General features: G+C 39.4%; 17 protein-coding genes. 10 read left to right on the top strand and 7 right to left on the bottom strand.

The genetic code is table 11. From position 1 onward, the window contains the following. The first annotated feature begins 98 nt into the window (after positions 1-98). Together FC093_RS12700 and FC093_RS12705 are read left to right on the top strand one after the other, a co-directional pair. A complete protein-coding gene (locus FC093_RS12700) occupies positions 99-815 on the top strand; it encodes a DUF92 domain-containing protein (RefSeq protein WP_137262167.1) in 717 nt (238 codons plus the stop codon). A gap of 16 nt (positions 816-831) precedes the next feature. After that, a complete protein-coding gene (locus tag FC093_RS12705) occupies positions 832-1,650 on the top strand; it encodes an SDR family oxidoreductase (protein ID WP_137262168.1) in 819 nt (272 codons plus the stop codon). Between the two features lie 446 nt (positions 1,651-2,096). Here the strand turns inward: FC093_RS12705 and FC093_RS12710 are convergent, their stop codons facing one another. From FC093_RS12710 to lysS, 7 genes are all read right to left on the bottom strand, one after another. Next, complete coding sequence (locus FC093_RS12710) at positions 2,097-3,296, bottom strand: GIY-YIG nuclease family protein (protein WP_137262169.1); 1,200 nt, start codon at positions 3,294-3,296, stop codon at positions 2,097-2,099. Continuing rightward, positions 3,289-5,361: a DEAD/DEAH box helicase gene (locus FC093_RS12715; RefSeq protein ID WP_206106562.1), complete on the bottom strand. Its 2,073-nt coding sequence runs from the start codon at positions 5,359-5,361 to the stop codon at positions 3,289-3,291. The genes FC093_RS12710 and FC093_RS12715 overlap by 8 nt, the downstream gene beginning before the upstream one ends. A gap of 161 nt (positions 5,362-5,522) precedes the next feature. Further along, positions 5,523-6,281: a DUF1828 domain-containing protein gene (locus tag FC093_RS12720; protein WP_137262170.1), complete on the bottom strand. Its 759-nt coding sequence runs from the start codon at positions 6,279-6,281 to the stop codon at positions 5,523-5,525. Then, entirely contained in the window at positions 6,278-6,814 is a 537-nt protein-coding gene (locus FC093_RS12725) for a hypothetical protein (RefSeq protein ID WP_137262171.1), read from the bottom strand. Before FC093_RS12725 ends, FC093_RS12720 begins: the two co-directional genes overlap by 4 nt. 114 nt (positions 6,815-6,928) lie before the next feature. Beyond that, a complete protein-coding gene (locus FC093_RS12730; protein ID WP_137262172.1) occupies positions 6,929-9,637 on the bottom strand; it encodes a class I SAM-dependent DNA methyltransferase in 2,709 nt (902 codons plus the stop codon). Positions 9,638-9,758: 121 nt separating this feature from the next. Next, complete coding sequence (locus FC093_RS12735; protein WP_137262173.1) at positions 9,759-10,016, bottom strand: hypothetical protein; 258 nt, start codon at positions 10,014-10,016, stop codon at positions 9,759-9,761. Positions 10,017-10,249: 233 nt separating this feature from the next. Then, positions 10,250-11,773, bottom strand: coding sequence for a lysine--tRNA ligase (lysS, locus tag FC093_RS12740; RefSeq protein WP_137262174.1), 1,524 nt, complete (start codon positions 11,771-11,773; stop codon positions 10,250-10,252). Positions 11,774-12,031: 258 nt separating this feature from the next. Here lysS and FC093_RS12745 point away from each other — a divergent pair, with 258 nt between their 5' ends. The 8 genes from FC093_RS12745 (at position 12,032) to FC093_RS12780 (ending at position 22,048) form a co-directional block, all read left to right on the top strand. Continuing rightward, complete coding sequence (locus tag FC093_RS12745) at positions 12,032-12,466, top strand: transposase (protein WP_137262175.1); 435 nt, start codon at positions 12,032-12,034, stop codon at positions 12,464-12,466. Positions 12,467-12,618: 152 nt separating this feature from the next. Continuing rightward, entirely contained in the window at positions 12,619-14,217 is a 1,599-nt protein-coding gene (gene nadB / locus FC093_RS12750) for an L-aspartate oxidase (protein ID WP_137262176.1), read from the top strand. 171 nt (positions 14,218-14,388) lie between these two features. Beyond that, on the top strand, positions 14,389-15,261 hold the full coding sequence (locus FC093_RS12755) for a lysophospholipid acyltransferase family protein (protein WP_137262177.1): 873 nt from the start codon (positions 14,389-14,391) through the stop codon (positions 15,259-15,261). A 181-nt stretch (positions 15,262-15,442) separates the two neighbouring features. Further along, the gene (locus FC093_RS12760) at positions 15,443-15,733 is read left to right on the top strand and encodes a YtxH domain-containing protein (RefSeq protein ID WP_137262178.1); all 291 of its coding nucleotides are present in this window, start codon (positions 15,443-15,445) and stop codon (positions 15,731-15,733) included. Continuing rightward, positions 15,717-16,178, top strand: coding sequence for a phage holin family protein (locus tag FC093_RS12765; protein ID WP_137262179.1), 462 nt, complete (start codon positions 15,717-15,719; stop codon positions 16,176-16,178). Before FC093_RS12760 ends, FC093_RS12765 begins: the two co-directional genes overlap by 17 nt. Continuing rightward, on the top strand, positions 16,165-16,578 hold the full coding sequence (locus FC093_RS12770; protein ID WP_137262180.1) for a hypothetical protein: 414 nt from the start codon (positions 16,165-16,167) through the stop codon (positions 16,576-16,578). Before FC093_RS12765 ends, FC093_RS12770 begins: the two co-directional genes overlap by 14 nt. Beyond that, positions 16,575-16,721: a lmo0937 family membrane protein gene (locus FC093_RS12775; protein WP_137262181.1), complete on the top strand. Its 147-nt coding sequence runs from the start codon at positions 16,575-16,577 to the stop codon at positions 16,719-16,721. The genes FC093_RS12770 and FC093_RS12775 overlap by 4 nt, the downstream gene beginning before the upstream one ends. Positions 16,722-16,951: 230 nt before the next feature. Next, positions 16,952-22,048, top strand: a complete 5,097-nt coding sequence (locus tag FC093_RS12780) for a translocation/assembly module TamB domain-containing protein (RefSeq protein WP_137262182.1) — start codon at positions 16,952-16,954, stop codon at positions 22,046-22,048. Positions 22,049-22,078: the final 30 nt, after the last annotated feature.

Genomic DNA, 22,078 nt, shown 5'->3' on the forward strand with positions numbered 1-22,078 from the left:
ACTCACTTAAATCTTACATCTTTTATGTTGTTATCTCGTTCGCTATTCACAACTGACTATTTACGATACACCACCTTATAAAAAATTATCAATACACAATGGTTCTGCAATACGTATGGTTGTTTGTGATATTGGCAGGTGCTATGATAACGAGTGTGGCTGCAAAAAAACTAACTGTAGCAGCCGCACTAACAGGCGGTATTTTAGGTTTATCCATTTATGCCGGTGCGGGCTTCACCGGTATTGCTTTGATAGCAGTATTTTTTATGCTTGGTACGTTGGCAACAAGCTGGAAAAAGAAGTATAAAGAAGACGCCGGCTTATCTGAAATTGACAGTAGCAGGCGCAATGCGGGGCAAGTAATGGCGAATGCCGGTGTGGCTGCTATATGCGGTGTGTTCGGCCATTTTTTTAAGGAATATGTTTTTATATTCAGGCTAATGATGTCTGCCTCACTATCATCGGCAATGGCAGATACTTTGTCATCGGAATTGGGCAATGTATATGGTAAACGGTTTTACAACATTCTTACTTTACAAAAAGATATGCGTGGTTTAAATGGTGTGGTAAGCCTGGAAGGAACTGTGATAGGTATTGTTGGAAGTGCTGTAATTGCTTTGGTGTATGCTGTTGGTTTTGGCTTTGCACCGAATACTTTTTTGACCATCATTATTGCCGGAACGATTGGCAATTTATGTGATTCCGTTTTAGGCGCTTCGCTGGAAAGAAAGCAATATTTAAATAATGATGCAGTCAACTTTTTAAATACTGCCATTGCTGCCTTAGTAGCCTTCTCTTTATACTTTCTATTTTAAAATTATATACTCATTTATGCTGTTTACCAACAAAACTATTTTTATAACGGGTGCAAGTCGCGGCATTGGTAAAGCCATTGCACTGCGCCTCGCTGCCGAAGGTGCCAATATTGTGATTGCTGCCAAAAGCATTGTAGAAAATGAAAAGCTCGGCGGCACTATTTATACAGCAGCAAAAGAAATGGAAGCCGCCGGTGGTCAAGCCCTGCCGGTACAAATGGATATACGTTTTGAAGAGCAGATTGATAATTCAGTAAGCCAAGTTGTACAAGCCTTTGGCGGCATTGATATATTGGTAAATAATGCGTCGGCTATTCAACTAAGTAATACCGAGCAAACCGAAGCGAAGCGATTTTATCTAATGCACGACATAAATGTTCGTGGCACATTTATGATGACAAAAGCCTGTATTCCTTATTTGAAACAAAGTGCGCATGCACATATTCTTACTTTATCGCCACCCATTGATTTGCAGCCAAAATGGTTAGGCCCTTACGTTGCTTATACCATCAGCAAATACAGCATGAGCATGATGGCATTGGGCTGGGCAGCAGAGTTTAAAAAATATGGCATTGCATCTAATGCTTTGTGGCCAACAACAACGATTGACACGGCGGCAGTGCGCAATTTGCTCGGCGGCGAACAATTGGCCGCTATGAGCCGCAAGCCGGAGATTGTAGCCGATGCAGCTTTTGAAATTTTGAGCAAATCACCGGCTGCATGTACCGGCAATACTTTCCTGGATGAAGCGGTATTGCGCAATGCAGGTATTACTGACTTTGATAAATACGCGGTAACGCCGGGTGGCAAATTGTATCCTGATTTGTATGTGTAAGCCCCTACCCTTAAGGGAGTTTAGAAGAGCGATTTGGATTGTGTTTTCTAACGAATAATGTATTTATAACTTTTGAAGATGGATTAACTAATGAGCGGCTACAAGCAGCGGCATTTTGCCAAAGAAACCGTTGCAAAGTAGTTTTATATTACTTTGCTCTAATATCTTTTGCTGTTGCAACATAGAAGTGCCTATTACTACTGGAGTAGCAGTTATATATGGATAAGGGTTCCTGTAATGTTCCTATAATGTACCTGTAAGATTCCTAAAGGAATGGAGAGAAAGTATAAAGCAATATTTATAAATTTTTATAAGCAAATGGGTGGCATGGAATCAAGATATAAAAGTAAAATAATAAAATGATGTGTACAATTGTTGGTGAAAAGTGAGGAGAATCTGTTGTATTTTGGTTAGAGTTTATAAATATTTTACTATATGATTTTAAATCACTTCAACAAAATTTGTTGTTTTTCTTTATCATACCTATAGTTAATGATAATTCCTTTAGTTAACAAGTTAATAGCCTCATTAATCATTGGTAATGGTACAACAAACCATTCTCTTGGAGTGATCCTCTGTTGTTGATCATTATATAAATCTATATTCAAGCAGCTTTCGCCAAAAAAACGATGTATTAAGTTCTCAAAAAGATGCATATTAAGGTTATAGCAATGGTAAGTAGCAACAATATCTACGTCCGCAAAAAGGAAGGTTGCCTCACGCGAAGCATTTTTTATCCTATCTGCAACCTGCATTGTCGAAAACCCAATTTTGTATAAGTCTCTTATTGCAGAAATCTCCAAATTTTGAGATTTAGATTTCAAAACATAGATCCATCCGCTTTGTAAGTCGTCTTCCGAAACCTGATTAGCCCTTTCAATTAAATTATATTGTATTGCACCATCAGATTGAGTAATCAATTTTCCACTCTTTTGAATCATTTTACCTAAAGAACGATAAAGCATATTGCTTTTAGTGGCATTTTCAAATATGGTTATTGTTCTGCCGTCTTTTCTTACTCTTCCGCCTGATTTTAAATTTTTGTATTCTGTTTCTAGTTCTGCAGATTCTAAATACAACATCACGCCATCAATAAGATAATAGTTGCCTATATGAAGATTTTGTTCAATATTATCAAACCTCAACAACTTCCGTTTTCCTTCCTTTATTTCTTTGTGCACCTGTTGAAACATTAATTCATATTTGCTAAACTCCTCTTCCGGCATAGGCTGCCTTTGAGCTACAAAATCAGTTTCGGCTCGTTTATCCTGTTTCGGCGTGTGTTTAAAATTAAATATGGACGTGTCGCCATCTGTGTTTAATAATCCTAAATCATCATCTTCCAGTATTTCATCAAAAGTTTTTTTCTCCATTTCTACATAGCCCAGCAAATTAAACCTGTCAAAAGGCTTTAGTATTTTCTTCTTCTTATCATCGTTTCTAAAACCCTTCAATCGGGCTAATAGATTGTATTCAGACATACTGCCTGTGGATGGTTCACGATTGTTTTTTTCAAAAAAAGTATTGATTTCTTCAAAGGAATCAACCAGCCGGTCTTCATCCGTTTTGACGTTGGAAGACTTTTCTTTTGAATTTAACAAACCAAAATCATCATCATTAAATATGTCATCAAGTGTTTTAGCCATTTTGTGCCCGTTTTCTTTTTGCTTCTCTCAAAAATATTAAAGCTTGTGCCATTCGTTGCTCTTTTGGATCAAAAGATTGAATATTGGGCTGCTCGCCGGTTTTTACCACCCATTCCTTTATTTTAGGCCATAATACAATAGCTTCCTCTTCAGTCATGTCTATTTTGGAAACTGTGATAGTATCTTGTATGACTCTTAATACAGATGTTGTAACGGATTTTGATAATATTTCAAAAGCTTTTTGAAATGGATTAATGGTGTCAATCAGGTCTATACTAATATCATCAATATTCACAAAGCTTCCTGCCATCCGGATGAATTTCTTACTGCCCTGTTCTTCTATCGTACTGTTTTTTATTACCGAATCTACAACCACATATTGCCTTACAGCTTCCACCTCGTCTTCATTCAAGTCGGGATAAATCTCCCTGATAATTTTGGGTATCAACACCGTATTTATCACTTCCGGCTCTATGTTCCCGGGCATTGCTTTCAGCATGGTATCGTCCTGTAAAATCCTTGCTTTCAGGTCATTCAAATCACTTTCAATAATGTCCTTTGCACGTTGTGAAGTTGCTTTTTTAAATCCTCTTATATGTATTATTTTTCCATCATTATCATCGCTGTCTTCGTCCCCTTCATTCTCCGGGTATTTTGGTTTGAACTTAAAGTTGGGCGCCAACACCTGTTCCATTAACAGCGATGCAGTAATAGCTTTCAGCATGTTGTTTACCGCCAGTTTTACATCATCATCTACCGCATCGGGCTGTGCTATCAAATTGGTAAACTGTGCGTGTGTTTTATTTTCGCTATCACGCGTAGCACGACCGATTATCTGAATGATTTCGGTGAGTGAACCCCGGTAACCGATGGTAAGTGCATGCTCGCAAAAAGGCCAGTCAAAACCTTCTTTAGCCATTCCCAAAGCTATAATCATATCTATATCATCCGGTTTGCTAACACCTCTTAGGTAGGAAACTACTTTATCTCTTTCTTTTTGATTATCATTGACTAAATCTGCAATTTTCAAAATCCTGCCTGTTCTTTTGCTTTTTACATATAAAATACCTGTTTCATTATCCTGGTATTCCATTTCGCCAATGCAATCAATCACATGACTTACTTCTTCATATTTTTCTTTGGAAGATTCGGCAGAATTTACGCTAGGAATATGGATAATGGTTTTAAGGTTCTCATCCAATATTTCTTCCAGGGCTGATAGCTCACTTTCCGGCTGCTTTTTATAATATCGCCCCTGGTAAAAATGGTAACCAATTCCCAACGACTTTAGATGCTCATATCCATTCAACTGGTCGTAATAATTATAGGTAACCTTTGTAAACTTTTCTTCATCTTCAGGTAGCAAAACGGGTATGCTGTCACCACGGAAATACGAACCTGTCATAGCTACAATATGCGCATTAGATTTTTGCATCACATTTCTGATTACTTCTCCCAAACGGTTATCTCCATCTGCCGAAACATGATGAAACTCATCTATAGCAAGCAGGCAATCATTCAAATCTTTTTCATTCAAACCCTCAAAGGCAAAGCGGAGGGTAGCATGTGTGCAAATCAGAATTTGTTCTTTGCCTTGCAGAAAATTTAAAAATGCCTGCACTTTGCTCCCTTCGCTTCCCGGTGTGCAAAGGTTATAGCGTTGAGCCGGCTCCCAGTTGGCAAAGAAGCCATACTTTGTTAATTCAGTAGGACTGAAAGAATTGCCGATAGAACGTTCCGGAACGGCAACAATTACTTTTTTTATGCCTTGATGCATTAACTTATCCAAAGCAATAAACATTAAGGCTCTGGATTTTCCCGAAGCCGGTGGTGCTTTTAGTAAAAGATATTTAGCCGTTCTTGCCTCATACGCTTTTGCCTGCATTTCGCGCATGCCTAAAGCATTTGTTTTTTTACTCGCACCGGTTTGCGCATAGTTTACAGCTACCAGATTGATAGGCTTAACATATTCGGTCTGAATGGTTTCGTTATTCACCTTTTGTTTTGCTTTTACTGTAAAATAAACTTTTTTATTATTCCTTTCTGTTTGTGGAGTTTCTCTCACTACTGGTGAGAGTTTTTCGCCTCCAATATAAATTAATCAATTATACATTAACAGCTTTAATCGCTTTAAATTTGGAATTGTGCAATAAGGATAACAATGAATCTGCGGTGCTGCTTAGGGAGCGAAATTTCTGAAAAAGGATAATGTTTAAAAATTGGTAATTATGCTTTTTCCTTTTCTAAAAAAGGCCGGGCATTGGCCTTAAATTCATCAAGCGAAGTAAATTGCTTATCACAAGCATTTGTCAACCTAAGTTTGTCCTTACGGGGAAGCGCCTCAAAATTTTCGGTAACGACCCACCCGTGATATTTTATATTACCTAACAGGTATGCCTGATAACTCAATGTTACAAGCCTTGCTTTAGCAACATCTTTTACGCCAAATAAGTAAACAGGTTTTCCATTAGGCTGAAAAGAATAGTCAGCTTCTAAATCATCCCGTTCAGGAATTGGAAGAACTTTTTTTTGGGGATTGAAATCTTTTAAATCACTAAAAATATATTCATCCAGCATTTCAAAAAACAAGTTCTCTATTACTTCCCTTTTAAAATAACGCATACTACCAATCTTGGCATAAGCCTGTGTAATGTGCATTATATCGGTGTAAAGCGTTTCTGGTGTTGTTTCCAGGCAAATATTTCCCTCTTGTTCCGTTAATTTGTTTTCAGAAATTATTTTCTGTAGAATAGTTTCCTTGTTTTCAGTATCAATATCGTAGGAATAAGATAACCGTTGCAGCGTGAGACCGTAATCGCACAAAGCAAATTTGTTTTCCGAAACTGGTGTAATGAACAAATCTATCATATCACCATCTTCGTGGTAAATTGGTAACAGCAACTGGTAAATGCCAGGCCTTTTTTGCCTGATTGCAACCCTGCCGTTAAAATCCTTTTTAATATGATTTAATATCTGCTCCATCATACATTTCCACCAGCTTCAAAGTTAATATCTATTTGGTTGTTTGGAGGAGGAAAGTGCTTTTGTCTATCTGTAATTATAACGTTTATTCGCTTTACAAAGTATTGAATGGCATCCTCAATTGTTGCATAAGGAACTCCTGTTTCTATTTTCCCTTCAGGCTTTAAACCGGCATTTATTCTTTCTGCTGTTGCCAAATGAACATGAGGTCCCTCATGATGCGGGATATTCTCATTTGGCCCATGAGGACCATTTACCCGCAGCAGTACAATTGTTCCCCTCTCATCTTTGGGTTGATAAACCAAACCAGTTGAAAAATTCAACTGAAAAGTTAGGTTTTTGGATATAAAGCCGCTAAACGAGTACTTCCCATCTATTGACTCCAGCATAAATTTGATTTTACTGCTCCCCCTTCCTACACCCGAATCTTTAGGCGAATTGGTTACCTTTTTAGGGCAACCAAGCAATTCCTCTATAAGCTCGTTAGTATAAAGCATAAAGGCAAAATAAAGAAAATACCTATTTGAAATATACATTCTCCTTATTTCAAAGAACTAATTCAGCCAACCGTAAAACGCATAATTAAAACAGGTTTTAGTGCAACGAGAAAGACAGCATACAACTTTATTTTGATTGATGGCTTTTCTTTTTTATTGCACTTTCTTTTTCCCCTTTTTTTTCTCTTTGGCAAACAGCGTGTTCTTTTTGGTCATTTCTTCATACAACTTAAACAAATATTCCAATCTCTCTGCATCATTCTGAAACGGATTAAGGCGGTATATCCGTTCAATCGCTTCGTCTAATTCTTTGTGCGCTAGTTTTAAACCTGCCGGCATGGTTTCAGGATTGTATAACCAGGCCATTGTTTTTTCCGGATATTTTGCCCGTTCGTCCAATACCTGAAAAACATATTGATTGATGGTTTCTTTTTGCTTTTCGCTGATGTCGGGAAAGGGAAAAGTATTGTAGCATAATTTGGCAGAATAACGATAATCAGTTTTCAATTTTCCACCCACTGCGTTTACCCAAACCATGTGCATTCTACTGGTAATCACAGCAAAAAGCCAAGGTTGGGCGTTATATATAGCCATAGAAGAATTTGAAATAATTGAATTCTTATTTAAAAACCCGATAGGAATATATTTTCTTTTTTCAGATGAAGTTGCTGGAACAAAAATTGAGTCAGTAGGCTTATATCTAATTTCACCAAATCTATGGGGAAAAGCAGCCAATTTCTTAGTTGCAATTTTTGTGCTATTACTCCTCAATTCTTTTATGGCAAGTAATCTTTTTCTGATGGCGGGGATTTCGCTTATATGCCTTATATCATCATTACCAATCCATAAACAAAACTTTTTTTCACCATTGATAAATTCTTCAGCTCCGTAAAACGGCTTTATCACCTTTTCAAGAATTGGAAATTGAGATAACAATTCCTTTGTTTCCCCTTCATTTAAAAGCAAATTACCACCATCTGTAGGCTGACTTCCTTTTTGCATTTCAGGCAATCCTGATAAAGATTTACTTCTTTCATTGATAATTATATTTGAAGCATCAAGTAAGTACGGGTTGATATTTTTTGCTTCTTTCTTTATTTTTTCAGAAAACAAATATTTTGGTGCAGTGGATTTATTTCTGAGCCCTATAATAATAACCGATACGCCTGCATTGCCTTTAGCATTGTTTGTCCATTTAAAAGAGTGGTGTGCAAAATCAATTTCAATATCATCAGAAATCAATTGCGGCCATAATAAAGCAACTTGTTGTCCCTGAGTTATAGAGTTAGTAGAAACAAAAGCAAATTTTGCATTAAATCCTTTGATATAATCTTTGGCTTTATAAAACCAACAAGCAATATAATCTAAATCACGATACTTTTTTAAATGGCTAAACACAAAATCCATATCACTTTTCTGGATTTCATCTTGTACCCTTGAGCCTAAATACGGCGGATTGCCCAAAATATAAATTTCATCATCTAAGCTTTTCGGGCAAGCCTCTTCCCAATCAATCCGAGCAGCATTTCCGCAAACAATTTTCCCCGCTTCCTTTAACGGCAGTATAGGTTTTGACTGTCCATAGCCTTCCAGCATTTCATCAAATACTTTGTTCATCTGATGCTCTGCCAGCCAAAGAGATAGCAATGCCATTTCGTGAGGAAAGTCTTTGATTTCAATACCGTAAAATTGCGAGAGACTAATGGAGGTGAAGAATAAGGCTAGTTGTTCGCCACCCTTTTTTAATTCAATCAGCCGTTGAATGATTTTGATTTCCAACAGCCGGATTTCTTTGTAAGTAATAATCAGGAAATTTCCACTTCCGCAAGCCGGGTCAAAAAACTTGATGCCGACAATTCTGTTAATAAGTTTCTTTAAGTTATTCGGACTATCATAGCTTTTTTGAAAATCATCATACAACTCATTTAAAAATAACGGCTCAATCAATTTCTTTATGTTAGGAACAGAAGTGTAATGCATGCCCAAATCACTTCTTTCTTCGGGGTCGGCTACTGCCTGAATCATAGAGCCGAATATATCCGGATTGATTTCACTCCAATCCAAATCGCCACATTCTACCAGTATCTTTCTCGACCTGGCAGAGAATTTTGGAGCATTGATTTCAGCATTAAAAAGACCGCCGTTTACATAGGGGAACTGTTCTAAATAAGCCGGAAAATTACCTTCTTTCGAATTGAGCTTACGAAACAAATCATTTAAAAACAGGTGTACATTGCTGCCATCTTCGGCAGTATGCTGTACTAAGATTTCGGTAAAAACACTTTCTTTTTCAAAAATGCCGGTGTCCTCGGCAAAAAAGCAAAACAATAAACGGGAAAGAAAAATATTTAATTTATGGCTGCCTTCTTTATAAAGATCCGAATTGTCGGTTACCAGATTATCATACAACTGAGCCAGCTTGTAAGCCGCATCTCTGTCTGCTTTATTGTCATTGGAAGATTTATAAATTTCCGCACCTGTTAAAGGCAGAAAAAAGTCGTAATATTTGGGTAGTTCTGCAATTTTAAAATCACGGTTGAGTCTGGTTTTTAAATCTTTGGCAACAATGGTTTCAAAATCTGTAATGATTACAAACCTTGGATGTTGTTTTAAAATGCGTTCCTCTTTTGCCGATTCTTCCGCTTCAATCAAGAGCCTGTCTGTTTGCTCCACTTTAAAGAAGAGCTTGTTTTTATACAAAACTTCGCCCTCAACTTTCGATAGGTTATAATCGCCTTTCTTGAGCCGGGTAACCGAAGTCTTTGAAATGCCGTAGGCCAAAAGAAAGTCGTAAATAAACTCTTCCTTATTTAAAGATGTTACTAATTCGCTAAGCTTTTTTTCTATTTCGCCTGAATTCATAATATTTTACTAAGCCGATTGCTTCTTAAGAATTTTTATTCAATAAGTTCTCCCATAATGAAAATGGTACAATACTAAATACTATAAAAGCAATGTTGCTAAAATCTGTTCATCAAAATCATTACTGAAAGTATTGTTGTTTTATAGCAGTCTGGCAGAATGGTGTACACTTGACATATAGGTGTACTCTATTGCAACCATGATGCGAGATATTGTTTGGCTTCTTCAATTGTATAAGTTTTATCTTCCCTGATATTTTTTCAGCTTTTTCAATTTTCTGCAGCATAATCATTCGTTCCAGCAAAACATCCATATCTTCAAATTCGTCTTCAGGCATTGCATTTATTATGTCAATAATTTGCTTTTTAGTAATTGCCATGCTATTCCTTTCTCCAAATATAAAACATCAGAATATAAAAGTGTCGGATAACATATTATCCGCAGAATGAAATATTGAAAAGCGTTCTTCTCTTTAGTCGGGGTCGCATAAATCATAGCAAGAAAAATAGTTCAATATATGGCTATTATTAACTACAATTCAATACAAAACAAAAGAGCAATTGCCGCATCATTCAGCAATTGCTCTTTATTATCTTCATCTTAAAAACTAAATTACTCCTGCTCCAGTTTCTCCGGCCGCATCTGCGGAAACAGCAACACATCCTGTATGCTCGGTTGATTGGTCATCAGCATACACAACCTGTCTATACCAATGCCAATACCGCTTGTAGGTGGCATACCATATTCCAAAGCACGTAAGAAATCATGGTCTATAAACATCGCTTCTTCATCGCCGCGGTTCATCAATTCCAACTGTTCTTCAAAGCGCTGGCGCTGGTCTATAGGGTCGTTTAACTCGCTATAAGCATTGGCTATTTCTTTGCCGTTTACCATTAGTTCAAAACGTTCTACCAAGCCTGGTTTGCTACGGTGTTTTTTGGTAAGCGGACTCATCTCTACCGGATAGTCCATAATGAATGTGGGCTGCACATATTTATGTTCCGATGTTTCACTAAACAACTCATCTATCAGCTTGCCTTTTCCCATGCTGGCATCTACATGAATGTTTAATTGCTGGCAGGTTTTGCGCAACTCTTCTTCATTCATGCTACTTACATCAATGCCGGTGTGTTCTTGTATGGCATCAAAAATAGTAACACGCTTGAATGGTGCTTTAAAGGATAATGTGGTATCGCCTACCTGCACATCTGTAGTGCCATGTAATGCAATGGCTATGCGCTCCATCACTTGTTCCGTTACCTCCATCATCCAGAAATAATCTTTGTACGCCGTGTACCATTCCAGTACGGTAAACTCCGGGTTGTGTGTTCTGTCCATGCCTTCGTTTCGGAAGTTGCGGCTGAATTCATACACCCAGTCAAAGCCACCAACGATTAATCTTTTCAAATACAACTCATTCGCTATACGCAAATAAAACGGTACATCCAGTGCATTGTGGTGTGTGATGAATGGCTTGGCCGCCGCACCGCCGGGAATGTTTTGCAACACCGGTGTATCTACTTCTATAGCGCCCCTTTCATTCAAAAAATCGCGGATAGTATTGATGAGTTTAGTGCGTTTGATAAATGTATTTTTTACCTCCGGATTAATGATTAAATCGGCATACCGCTGGCGGTACTTAAATTCAGGATCAGTTACCGCATCATACACGTTGCCTTGTTCATCGCGCTTTACTACGGGCAATGGTTTAAGCGACTTTGCCAGTAAAGTAAGTGTTTGTGCATGTACCGAAATTTCGCCGGTGCGGGTTATAAATACAAAACCGGTAACGCCGATAATATCACCTAAATCCAGTTGTTTTACTACTTTCTCAAACAGTGTTTTGTCTTCACCGGGGCAGATGTCGTCCCGTTTTACATACAGTTGAATAATGCCTTTGCTGTCTTGTATTTTTATGAAGAAAACCTTGCCTTTATCATTAATACTCATGATGCGGCCGGCAACCGTTACATGACTAAACTGTTCTTTGGTCTCTTCGCTAAATTGTTCTTTTATATTTGCAGAATAGTACGATACCGGGTATAATGCAGCGGGATATGCGTCAATGCCGTTTTGCTGCAATGCCTTCAGCTTGTCTCTGCGGATAACTTCCTGCTCTGATAATTGCTGGCTCATTATGTGAAATTTAAAAAGTGTGCAAAGATAGCTGTTGAACCACAAAGCCGCAAAGGACAAGAAGGAGCACGATAAAAGGATGAGAAAAGAGGCGTGTGTTTGAAGTATTATGCTATTATAATTTTTATTATTATGTTTAGTTCGCTTCGGCTAAAGCAGTTTGACTGGCTGCTTGTTAACCCAAGGTTTAAGCCTTGGGTTGACATAAATTGCTCATAAGCGGCTTTAGCCGAAGTTACTACAAGTAAATGATTGCTTATGTCGTACATCAAAATATGGATACATGCTGTTTGGGGAACTAAGAACCGATTGCCTTTATTGAAAGAACCAGTACTCTCCCAAGTGTGTAAGCATATTTTAGACAATGCAAAGGAAAAGGGTATTTATATTAACACCATTAACGGTTATGATGAGCATTTACATATTTTGATGTTGCTAAAGCACGATTGTAGTATTTCAAAGCAAATGCAGTTGCTAAATGGTGAATCTGCATTTTGGATAAATAAAAATAGTGTCACAAAAGCAAACTTTGAATGGGCAGATAAATATTTCGCAGCTTCTGTGAGCGATGATAAAATAGATAAAGTACGTGCTTATATATGCAATCAGCAAGAGCATCATAAGCGATATACATTTGCAGAAGAGTATAAATTATTTTTAAGAGGTATAGGCTATGAGAATGACTTAGGCTAAAGCCGTTTGATTTAGCTCGAAGTCCCAAGGCTGAAGCCTTGGGTTACTTTATGATAGCTTCGATTTTTGCAGGTTGTAAGCCTTGCTTAATAATATTGTAAATGATATAACAACTTTGCGCCTTCGCGCCTTCTTGGTTAAAAAAATTGCTCATGCAACAAACAGACTTTTTAGTAATCGGCTCCGGCATAGCAGGACTAACCTATGCTTTGAAAGTAGCTAATCATTTTCCCGACAAAACAGTAACGGTCATCACTAAAACGCAGGCAGATGAAACCAATACCAAATATGCGCAGGGCGGTGTAGCCGGCGTAATGGATGAAGAAAAAGATTCATTTGAAAAACATATAGAAGATACACTGATTGCAGGTGATGGATTGTGCAACGAAAAGGTGGTAGAAATTGTGGTAAAAGAAGGCCCGGAGCGCATCAACGAAATTATTGACTATGGTGCTGAGTTTGATAAAGACGCATCGGGCGAATATGCACTGGGGCGTGAAGGGGGGCATAGCGAGTTCCGCATATTGCACCACAAAGATGTAACCGGCAAAGAAATGGAGCGGGCGCTGCTCGATAAGGTGGCAACATGCACAAACATCAAACTTATAAATCACTGCTTTGTGCTGGATTTATTAACACAGCATCATTTAGGTTATTTGGTTACCAAAGCTACGCCCGATATCTGCTGTTATGGCGTATATGTGCTAAATGAATACACTCAAAAAATAGAACGCATTTTAGCCAAAATAACTGTGCTGGCCACCGGTGGCTGCGGGCAGGCATACCGCGCCACCACCAATCCCAAAATTGCCACCGGCGATGGTATTGCGATGGTGTACCGCGCAAAAGGAAGAATAGAAAATATGGAGTTTATCCAGTTTCATCCTACTGCATTATACGAGCCGGGTGTGTCACCTTCTTTTCTCATTACTGAGGCGGTGCGTGGCGATGGCGGCATATTGCGCAATAAAGATGGAGAGGCCTTTATGGAACGCTACGATGTGCGTAGAGATCTGGCACCACGCGATATTGTAGCACGTGCTATAGACAGCGAAATGAAGCGCAACGGTACGGAGCATGTGTATCTGGATTGCCGGCACATGGATAAAGAAAAATTCATTCATCATTTCCCGAATATTTATGAGAAGTGCCTGAGCATTGGCATTGATGTAATGCAACAAATGATACCGGTAGCGCCAGCGGCACATTACAGTTGCGGCGGCATTAAAACCGATGAATGGGCGCGTACTTCTATACAGCATTTATATGCCTGTGGTGAATGTGCAAGCACGGGTTTGCATGGAGCCAACCGCCTTGCCAGCAACAGCTTGCTGGAAGCCATGGTATTTGCACATCGTGCTTTTTTGGATAGCGTTGGAAAGGTTAATGCCATTGATTTTGAAGAAAAAATTCCATCGTGGAATGAAGAAGGAACCACAGAGCCTAAAGAAATGATTTTAATAACGCAAAGCGTAAAAGAATTACAACAAATCATGAGCGATTATGTGGGCATTGTACGCACCGATGTGCGCCTGCAGCGTGCCACGAGGCGATTGGATTTGTTGTTTGAAGAAACAGAAGCGTTGTATAAAGCTACCCGTGTATCGCCACAATTATTTGAATTGCGCAATATCATTACAGTAGGCTACTTAATAGTAAAAGGCGCCACTTTCCGCAAAGAGAGCCGCGGCTTACACTTCAATACCGATCATCCGCAAAAGAGCGATTTGCTGCAGAATATTATTTTGTAAGTATTACTTTGGATAATGATGATATTAATAAATACACTGATTATTGTGCTGGATTAATACATTACCACCTTAATATGCCTGGAACTGTAAAATTCAACATCAGTTTAATCTGCTGTCTTCATCAGTATCATCATTATTTAAAGTAAGCCGCACACCAATATCTTTGCTTTCATGTACTACGTCGTGTATGGCTTTTTTTATTTGTTTTCCCTGCTGCCGTTTTGGTTGATGTATCTGCTGAGCGATAGCATTTCTTTTTTATTATATTATATTATTCGTTACCGGAGGGCAGTGGTAAAGCGAAATATTGCCATTGCTTTTCCCGAAAAAGCAGAACAGGAGAGAAGGAAAATTGAACGGGCATTTTACACGCATTTTACCGATAACTGGATAGAATTTATCAAGCTGTTTTCTATTTCTGAAAAAGAATTGAACAGGCGTTTTACAGCCAATTATGAGCTGCTGGATGAGCTATACAACAATGGGTACAATGTGCAAACGCACCTTGGGCATTTTTTTAACTGGGAGTATGCAAATATGGCTTACGGCATGAATATCAAACATCCGTTTGTAGCGGTGTACCGGCCGCTTAGCAGTAAAGTAATGGATAAGATTTTGTATAAGGTGCGTACGCGTTTCAATTCTCATCTTATTTCAGCCTACAATTTCAGGAAAGAGTTTGCACCATTTATGCGCAAACGGTATTTGCTTGTGCTGATAGCCGATCAAAAAGAATTTCCCCGAAAAGCTTACTGGGCACCCTTTTTTAGCAAAATGGCCACTTTTGTACAAGGCCCCGAGCGTACGGCACGCCTGAATAATGCAGCGATAACAATGGGTAAAATAAAACGGGTAAAGCGAGGTTATTATATTTCGGAAGTGATACTGCTTACCACCGAGCCGCGCAGCCTCCCCGAAGGCGAAATAACAAAGCGTATGATTGCCTTTATTGAAGATACTATACGCGAGCAACCGGCTAACTACCTGTGGAGTCATGACCGCTGGAAATACACTTTCGACCTGCAAAAGCACACGGCTTTATAAATTAATACTACTTGTTTATTGGCAGGCATTTATTTGCCTGTTTTATTGTTTTTGTTTGATTATGTGGATTTTATACCACGAACACTGCTATACATTTCCATAATAAAGTATGCTAATATATTGTGGTATAATGCTTGCATAAGTGTAGCTGTTATTCAATCATTCAAAAAATAATAATCGTATGAGCAACTCAAAATTTGTTGCAGGCCTCATTCTCGGTGCGGCTGCAGGTGTATTCATCGCCATTTTTGCCAACTCCGATAAAGGTCAGGAACTGATAGATACGGTGAAAGACAAAGCCAGCGACCTTACAGACAGCGTAAAAGATTCGGTGAAAGGCACGTATAGTGATACCAGCGATGAAGTAAGTGATTGGATTGAAAAGGGAAAGAAATTCCTCTCGATGCTTGAAGGAAAAGCAAAAGATGTTAAAAGTAAAGCAAAAGATGTAGCCGATGCAGCCACAGCCTAATCATATCAACATTACAGTAGAGGAAAAGCGCGGGCCCGAAACCAGCTTTGAACAGGAAACTCGTGCCGAGCAGGAATCTGCTTCTGCTGAGCAGGAATCTAATTTTTTTACAGATACTATCAACCTGATAAAGCAGTATGTAAGCGACCGTATTACGCTTATCAAATTGCAGTCAATAGAAAAGGTTTCCACACTGGCAGCAAGTATTGCTTCGGCTGTAACGCTGGCAGTATTGGGCTTGTTTTTCCTTATATTTTTCAGCATCACACTCGGCTTTTTATTTTCTTACTGGCTCGATAGTGAGATTGCCGGCTTTGGTATTGTTGCAGGTATTTACCTCATCCTTATCATTATCATTGTTGTCTTTGGCAAAAAGATATTCGGCAACCTGATAACCAAAAAAATCATTCAAAATTCCTTTAAGAAAAAAGATGGCAAGCAATAGCAGAGATTTATCGCATATTCAATCGCTCAGCGACCTGCAAAATGAAATAAAAAACATTAAGGCGGGGCTGATTGTGCAGGAAGCACAACTGCAGGAGCGGCGCAAGCATTTGCCACAGGCAGCCAAGCAATATGCTATACGAAAACTATTGCCGGCTACCATCAAAAAAGTAGTGCCGTTTGTATTAACCAAAGGTGCAGTAGCCAGGACATTCGGCTTTCTGCGCAATGCGTTCGGGTTAATATCGGTAATTAAAAAGCAAAAAAGTAAAGGACTAAAAAGTACCCTTCTTAACACTGCCAAAAAGATAGGCGCTGCGGCTGCTGCAAAAGGCATTATGAACTGGATTAAAAATCGTAAACATCGTCATCCATCATCCCAAAAAATAGAAGTAATATGAGAAGTATTCTGTACATCATTGCTGTTATTTGTATCATCGGCTGGCTGCTCGGTTTCTTTGTTTATTCGGCTACCGGATTGATACATATTCTGTTGGTGTTAGCAATTATTGCTATTTTAATTGGAGTTATACGCGGCGCATAACCCTGCCGCCTACTAATTCCTTTTTTATTGTTGCTTTTGCCATACAGGCAAATAGCTACACACTGTAAGGAATTGACATTTTTTGAGATAAAGCAGCAGGCTTAAAAAGTTTTTTAAGCCTGCTGCTTATATAACCCGCTTTTTATTTGTTTAGTATTGTTTTTGCAACTCTTAAGATTAATAGTAAACACCTGCGCAAAGAGAGCGTTAATAACTAAAGCTGCAATGTTTTGAATCGTATTGTAAAAAGAATTTTAGTCATATTAGGCTGGATAGTGGGAATCGTTATTTTCCTGGTGTTGCTGGTGTTTGTTGCAATACAAATACCGGCTGTGCAAAACTTTGCAAAAAACAAGGCAGTTGCATTTCTGGAGAAAAAAATCGGAACCAAAGTATCCATTGGCAAGCTGCGTATTGACTTTCCGGAGCGTATTGTTTTATCTAATATTTATTTTGAAGACCAGCACAAAGACACGTTGTTGGCAGGTAAGGAAATACGCGTGGATATTGCCTTATTCAAGTTATTAAGCAACGAAGTGAATGTGGATTATATTGGGCTCGATGGCATAAGAGCCAATATTTACCGCATGCAACCCGATACCGCTTTTAACTATGAGTATATTGTAAAAGCCTTTGCCAGTGAACAAAAAGATACCACCCAAAAAGATACTACCAGCAACCTGCAGTTTCATTTAGATAAAATTGTACTGCACAACATTGTAGCTACTTTTAAAGACGATAATACCGGCAACGATGTGTATTTCAGCCTCGGCAATTTTGAAACACATATCAACAAGTTCGATCTTGATCACCAGGTGTATGGCATTCCCAGTATTGATATTGCCAACATCAACACCCGCATTTACCAATACAAACCGTTGGTGCAGGAAGATACTTCATACAGCGGTCCTCAGAATCCTGCTGAATCACCCGAGGCGCCCGTCATTAACCTTGGCAGCCTTAGCCTGCGAAATATTAATTTTAATTATAAAAATGACGTATCGGCGCTCTATACCGATTTGAATTTGGGCGAATTAATTACCCATCCCGATACGCTTGATATAACGCAATTGCATATAAAGCTAAAAGACATTGCACTCAACAATACAAGGGCTAAAGTTGTATTGGGCAAAACTGAAGAAGCGCAATACACTAAGGAAGTGGTGGCGCAGCAAACGGGCGAGCAATTAAAGAATCCGTGGAAGTTTGAAATTGGTACGGTAAGCTTCAACAACAATACGTTTGCATTCGACAACAATGCCAATCCCAAAGCACCAGAAGGTATTGATTTCAGCCATCTGCATATTGATTCGCTTACGATTCAGGGGGATAGCCTTGCATTTACGCCATCGGTATATGCAGGCAATATTCGCCAGATTTCTTTTAAAGAACAAAGCGGGTTTGATTTACGCAAGCTGCAAACAGATTTTGTATATAGCGATACTGGCGCAAGCCTTACCAATTTTGTATTACAAACCGATAAAACAACACTGCAAAACAAAATTATTGCAACCTGGCCATCGCTCGATGCTATCTCCAAACAGCCGGGTAATATGTATCTTAATATTGATCTTACCAACTCGCAAATTGGTGTAAAAGATATTATCACTTTTATGCCTACTTTCAAGCGCAACATGCGTGGCAGGGAGAATGCAGTGCTGAAGTTAAATACAATAGTAAAGGGGTATGTAAAAGATTTATCCATCCCTGTATTTGATATAAGTGGCTATGGCAATACGGTAGTAGATTTGTCGGGCAGAATAAAGGGATTGCCCAATGCCAGCACAGCATACATGGATATTGACATCAATCAGATACGCTCTACAAAAGCTGATTTGCTGCCGTTCATTCCATCAAAGGAATTAGCCAATTTCCGCTTGCCCGATAATTTGTTTTTGAAAGGATATTTTAGAGGAAATGCGAAGGACTTCAACACCCAACTTGCCCTGCGCACCAACAGGGGCAATATTGATGTATCAGGTGGCATGCACCCCAGCAAACCCTATAGTGTAAAGGCCGTTGTTAACCGGCTGGATGCAGGCTACTTACTAAAACAGGAAAAAAATGTCGGTATCATCTCGTTCGATGCTAATGTGAGTGGTACCGGCACTAACCTGAAAACGGCTAATATCAGGTATGCGTTACGCGTATTATCAGCACAGGTAAAAGGGTATAATTATCACGACCTTGATTTGAATGGTACGTTGAGTAATGGCGTGGCTGTTATCAACAGCAACATGAACGATCCCAACATTACGCTCAACCTCGATGCAACGGCAGATATAAAACCAAAATATCCAGCAGTAAAACTGGATTTGCTGGTGGATACAATTGATCTTCATGCCCTGCACCTGGTAACTGATACAATGGCTTTTCATGGTCATGTTATGGCTGATGTGCCGGTAAGTAACATTGATTCACTTATTGGTTCTGTATATTTAAATGATTTGATAATTACGCAAGGCACCAATACTTATTATGCAGATAGTCTTTCACTGATAGCTGATGCCAATGCACAACAAAAAAGCATTGTTTTACAGTCCAACCCTATTAACCTGAATTTAGTTGGTCAATATAAACTGACTGAAATAGGTACCGCATTGCAGCAGACTATCAATCAGTATTACAATCTGCCCGGTTTTAAGCCGCAACCATTTGCACCACAAAACTGGGAACTGAATGGCAGTGTTGTTCCAAGGGGTATGTTGCTACAGTTTGTGCCTACGCTCAAGGGCAGCGATTCACTGGCATTACATGTTGCTTTTAACAGTACCGCAAACGATTTAAAATTGTCGCTGCAAGACAGGATGATAATAATGAATCAACTGCAGATTGACAGCCTTAATGTGATGGCGCAAACCAACGCTGAAAAGCTGGATGTGACAGCAAACTTTGATAAGCTCATCAATGGTACTTTCAAGCTTTATAATACTGCACTCAACGCCGGTATTGCAAACAATTCGTTAGATTTTAATGCTAATACAAAAGATTTAAATGATAAAACACAGTTTACATTGGGCGGCTTGCTCAACCAAATAAAAAACGGCGTTCAATTTAGCCTGAAGGATAGCCTGCTGCTCGATTATCAGCCGTGGGATGTGGGTGAAAACAATTTTATAAGGTACGATTCTGTTGCCGGTATTCTGGTCAATAATTTTTCGTTAAGCCAAAATGGTCAATCACTCACTATCAACAGTACGCCGCAACAGTTTGACGCACCTATTCGTGTTGAATTTAACAACTTCCAGATTGCTACACTTACAAAGATGGCACACCAGGATTCGCTCTTACTCGAAGGCGCTATCAATGGCAATGCCCTGGTAAGCAATGTAATGAAGAGCCCTTTTTTTACTTCGGACCTGCGGATTGATAATGTGATTTATAAAAGAGATACTATTGGTAATATCGCTGTAAAAGTAAACAATCAGGAAGCCAATACCTATGCTGCCAATGTAACTATACAAGGTAACAATACCGATGTACAGCTCAATGGTAAATACTACACCGGCGAAAGCCGTATGGATTTGCAGTTGGCTTTGAACCGCCTCAACCTGGCTATTGTAAAGCCGTTTGCAGCAGGGCAGTTAACCGATATAGGTGGCGCGCTTAAAGGCAATGCAACCATCACCGGCACTATCAACCGGCCTTCGGTAAACGGTACTTTGAATTTTGATAGTGCTTTTGTGATACCGGCTATTACCGGCGAACGCCTTACCTTGCCCAACGAAAACATTGATATAGATAATCAGGGTATTCATTTTAATGAATTTACCATGCGCGATACGCGCAACAATACTGCTATCCTGAATGGCGATATCCTCACTACCGATTTCAAAAATTACACTTTTGATCTCAACCTTAATGCACTCAATTTTCAGGCAGTAAATACACCTAAGAAAACCGACCAGTTGTTTTATGGCACCATGAATATTGATGCTGATATAGACGTAACCGGCAGCATGACCACACCTAAGATAGATGGTACCCTGCGGGTGAATAAAGAAACCGATTTCACGCTGGTGCTGCCCAGCAACGACCCGGAGGTAGTGAGTCGCGAAGGGGTGGTTATTTTTGTAGATAAAGACCATCCTGAGCAAACGGAACAGAAACTGGCTATTCTTGATTCTATTGCGGCTAAAAGCGCGATGACCGGATTGGATGTAAGTGCCAATATCGAAACCGACAGTTTAGCCAATTTTACAGTAATCATAGACGAAAGAAACGGCGATTCACTTACCATACGGGGTGCTTCAGACCTTGCCGGCGGTATAGACCGTAGTGGTAAAGTAAGTCTCACTGGTACTTACACCGTGTCCGATGGTTCTTATAATATGTCGCTGAGTGTATTAAAGAAAAAGTTTGATATTGAACAAGGCAGCACACTTACCTGGACAGGCGACCCAACATCAGCAAACATTGATATAACCGCTTCTTATCTTGCCGATACGCCACCAATAGATTTAATGGAATCTTCACTTTCAGGCAGGTCCGAAGCAGAGATAACGCGGTATAAAGAAAAGCTGCCCTTTAAGGTATTGCTGCACATGACCGGCGAATTGCTGAAGCCAATTATTACATTTGACATTACACTGCCGGAAGAAGAACTGACCCGCTGGCCCGAAGTAGATACCAAGCTGCAGCAGGTACGAACCGATGAGTCGGAACTAAACAAACAGGTATTTGCACTCTTGCTGCTCGGCCGTTTTGTGCAGGAAAACCCACTTGAAAGCTCCGGCGGCGGTGGCGGTATAGAAGCCAGTGTACGCTCCAGCGCAAGCCGCCTGTTGAGCGAGCAATTAAATAAAATGGCCGGTAACCTTATCAAAGGCGTTGACCTCAACTTCGACCTGGAGAGCGGACAAGACTATTCCACCGGCACCGCGCAAAACAGCACCAATCTGAATGTAGGCGTAAGCAAAAAATTGCTGAACGACAGGATAAAGGTGAATGTAGGTAGCAATTTTGCCATCGAAAATCCTTCGGGCAGCAACCGTGCACCCAGCACCATTGCCGGCGATGTATCTGTAGACTACCAGTTGAGTAGAGATGGTCGCTACCTGCTGCGTGTGTACCGCCGCAACGATTATGAAGGCGTAATAGAAGGCCAGGTAGTTGAAACAGGTGTCAGCTTTATCCTAACGTTTGATTATAACAAACTGAAAGAATTATTTGAAAATCGTAAAGAGGTAAAAGTCATTCGCAAGCGCATAAGACAATCACGGAAGGAAGCAAGAAAAGCGAACAAAGAACAGGAAAAAGCAGACAACAGCATTGACAAGCCAACAGAAAAAAATAAGAATGCTGATATTGATAAACAACAGCAATAAACATTGCTAAAAGCATGGTGTAGAAATTGA

Origin of the sequence: Ilyomonas limi (genome assembly GCF_005233845.1) — a bacterium.
In the GTDB taxonomy this organism is placed as follows: domain Bacteria; phylum Bacteroidota; class Bacteroidia; order Chitinophagales; family Chitinophagaceae; genus Ilyomonas; species Ilyomonas limi.